3 protein-coding genes and 1 pseudogene are annotated in these 3,087 nt (G+C 70.9%); 3 read left to right on the forward strand and 1 reads right to left on the reverse strand.

What is annotated here, in order from left to right:
* Nucleotides 1-511 (forward strand): annotated as a pseudogene (locus tag ACFFNX_RS46280) (hypothetical protein); the annotation flags it as partial.
* Between the two features lie 12 nt (nucleotides 512-523).
* On the opposite strand, the gene ACFFNX_RS46285 reads toward ACFFNX_RS46280, so the two are convergent.
* A complete protein-coding gene (locus tag ACFFNX_RS46285) occupies nucleotides 524-1,303 on the reverse strand; it encodes an SDR family NAD(P)-dependent oxidoreductase (protein ID WP_378212714.1) in 780 nt (259 codons plus the stop codon).
* A gap of 258 nt (nucleotides 1,304-1,561) precedes the next feature.
* On the opposite strand from ACFFNX_RS46285, the gene ACFFNX_RS46290 reads away from it, so the two are divergent.
* Both ACFFNX_RS46290 and ACFFNX_RS46295 read left to right on the forward strand, forming a co-directional pair.
* Nucleotides 1,562-1,726 (forward strand): hypothetical protein, encoded by a 165-nt coding sequence (locus tag ACFFNX_RS46290; protein WP_378212715.1) that lies wholly within the window; start codon nucleotides 1,562-1,564, stop codon nucleotides 1,724-1,726.
* Between the two features lie 92 nt (nucleotides 1,727-1,818).
* Nucleotides 1,819-3,000 carry an efflux RND transporter periplasmic adaptor subunit gene (locus ACFFNX_RS46295; RefSeq protein WP_378212716.1) on the forward strand — a complete coding sequence of 394 codons (1,182 nt, stop codon included), beginning with the start codon at nucleotides 1,819-1,821 and terminating at the stop codon, nucleotides 2,998-3,000.
* Nucleotides 3,001-3,087: the final 87 nt, after the last annotated feature.

Raw genomic sequence — 3,087 nt, forward strand, 5'->3', positions numbered from 1 at the left:
CACCCGGCCGCGCGACTGCGCGCTGACCCGGCCGCAGCAGTCGGCCGCCGAGCGCGCCCTGCGGGTGGCGCGCGAGCCGGGACCGGGCTGGCGCAACTACCTCGACCGCCAGCACAGCACGGTCGCCTCGGCGCTGTGCACCTGCGCGGTGTCGTGCCGTACGCCCTGCGACGTCGTCACGCGCCTGGAGGCGGACGCGATGACCTCGCTGTCCGAACGCTGCCGCGTGGCGCAGGAGTTCGCCGACGGCGCTCTCGTACGCCTTCGGCACGCGGCGCCGGTCGGCCACGGCTTCGGCGTGCCCAACCCGGATGAGGTCTCCGACGCCTGGGCCCGCACCCGTACCTCACTGGGCCGGCTGCCCCTGGGCGACCGCGTGGTGGGCGACGTCGCCGACTATCCGCTGCCGGGCCTGCCGGAGGTCTTCTCCGTCGCGGCCGGTCACGAGATCGTGCCGGACACGCTGCTGCACGACCTCTCCGACCACCTGGTCGCCATCCTCCAGGGCTAGCGCCGGCCCTCCTCAGACGCGGGGACCGAGGAACATGCCGCCGGTGGCGTCCAGGAGGTGGCCGGTCACCCAGCGCGCGTCGTCGGACACGAGGAAGGCGACGACATCGGCGATGTCGCCGGGCTGTCCCACCCGGTCGAGCGCCGCCGCCGCCTCGGTCGCCGCCAGCATCCGCGGGTCGTCGAGCAGCCAGCCGATCTTGCCGGTGTCGGTGATCCCGGGCGCGACGGTGTTCACGGTGATGCCGCGCACTCCGACCGCGTTGGCCAGGGTGCGGCTCAAGATGTTGATCGCGCCTTTGGTCATGGAGTACGCCAGTTCGCCGGCCAGGGCGATCCGGGTGTCGCCGGAGGAGATGTTGACGATGCGGCCGCCCTCCCCCATCACCGGCAGGGCCCGTTGGATGAGGAAGAACGGGGCACGCACGTTCACCGCGAACACGCGGTCGAACTCGGCCCGGGTCGTGGTGTCGATCGCCCCGTGCCGCCCGCCGATCGCCGCGTTGTTCACCAGGATGTCCAGCCGCACCTGCCCGGCGCGCTCGCCGAGGTTCGCCTCCAGCCCGGCGAACAACGTGTCGACGTCGCCGTCCACCCCGAACTCCGCGCCGACGGCGAACGCGCGTCCCCCGGCTTCCTCGATCTCGGCCACGCACTTCAGCGCCGCGCCCTCATCGCTGCCGTAATGCACGGCCACCAGCGCCCCGTCGGCGGCCAGCCGCTGGGCGATCGCCCGGCCGATCCCTCGCGAAGCCCCCGTGACCAGCGCCGTCTTCCCGGTCAGCACAGCCATCTCATACTCCTTGCGTCACGCGGGCCCCTTCTGGGCGCCGCGGGTCCGATGGCCCAGACGCTCACAGGCGGCGCTGACCATCCACGCACCGTTCGCTGACCTTTCCGGGCCGGGGATCTGCGGATGCGGCCTCATTTCCCTTTCATCCATCCTTGAACAAGGTCTCAGCCGAATAACGGTCTCGCTCTCATGCGGCGTTCTCGCAGCCGGAATACGGTTTTCCCGTCGAACCACCAACGGGGAAATGAGGAGAGTGCGATGAAACTCCGTCGTCGGGTGCTGACCGGAATCGCGGCCATGGTGATCGCGGGCAGCGGAACGCTCGCCCTCGCCGACGCGACGGTCCACACTCCCCGGGCCTCGGCCGAGCGGCGCGTCTCGCCCCGTCACGACGCCGTCGGCACCCGGATGAAAATGACCTGAGCGGCACATGAGAAATGCCTTTGAAACGCCACTCATATTATTTTCATGGTCACATCAGCCTGGTCCCATTGAACGTCTCCAGATTAGGCCGGGTGAAACGTCTGCTGAGACGCCGCGTTCTCCTGCTCAACGGTGCGCTCGCCGTACTGCTGGCCGTCGGGATCGGCGTCGGATATCTCTCGCTCAACGGTGGGGACGACGCGGCCGGTGCGTCCTCCACCCGCACCGCGCAGGTCACGCGCGGCAACGTCGTGTCATCGGTGTCCGCCTCCGGCTCGGTCGCCAGCTCCCGTACGCGATCGCTCACCTTCGGCACGTCCGGCACCGTCACCAAGATCAACGTGGCGGCCGGTGACAAGGTCAAGAAGGGCAGGGTGCTGGCCCAGATCGACCGGACCGCGGCCGAGGAGAACGTCACGTCGGCCAAGGCGAGCCTGGCCGCCGCGGAGTCCGGCGACACCTCCAGCGCCTCGGGCTACTCCCAGTACGTCTCGGCGAAGAACTCCTACGAGCAGGCCGTACGGGCGCTCGCGGGCACCAGGATCGTCGCCCCGTTCCGCGGGACGATCGTCGCGGTCAACGGCACCGTCGGCGGTTCCTCCGGGGGCTCCGGCTCCACCTCGTCCGGTTCCTCCTCTTCCGGCTCCTCCGGGCAGGGCTCCACCGGGACGTCGAGCTCGTCCGGTTCCTCCAGCAGCGACGGCTCGAGCTCCTCCGGGTTCATCGAGCTGGCCGACCCCTCCCGGCTGGAGGTCACCGGGGAGTTCACCGAGTCGGACGCGACCAAGCTGAAGACCGGTCAGTCCGCGACGGTCTCCTTCGACGCGCTCACGGGCGTCACGGCCACCGGCGAGGTCACCCAGATCGACATGTCGCCGACCACGAGCAACAACGTGGTCCAGTACGGGGCCACCGTCGAGCTCACCGACCCGCCGTCCTCCCTGCGGCTCGGCCAGACCGCCACCGTGCAGGTCACCACGGCCTCCGCGAAGAACGTGCTGTACGTGCCGGCGGCGGCGGTCCGGACGGCCGGCGGACAGAGCACCGTGACCGTCCAGCAGGGCGGGAGGCAGGTCGCCGAGCAGGTCCAGATCGGCGTCTCCGGCGACCAGGGCACGGAGATCAAGTCGGGGCTGAGCGAAGGCGACGTGGTCGTCATCACCACGACCACCGGCAGCGGCGACAGCGGCTCCTCCGGCGGGTTCCCCGGCGGCGGGGGCGGTGGCCTCGGCGGCGGGCCCGGTGGCGGCATCGGCGGCGGAGGACGCCCGTGACGGCGCCGGTTTTGGACGTGCGCGAGGTGACCAAGGTGTACGGCGAGGGCGGCACGGCGGTGCAGGCGCTGCGCGGCGTGTCCCTGA

Source organism: Actinoallomurus acaciae (assembly GCF_042429965.1).
Lineage (GTDB): Bacteria > Actinomycetota > Actinomycetes > Streptosporangiales > Streptosporangiaceae > Actinoallomurus > Actinoallomurus acaciae.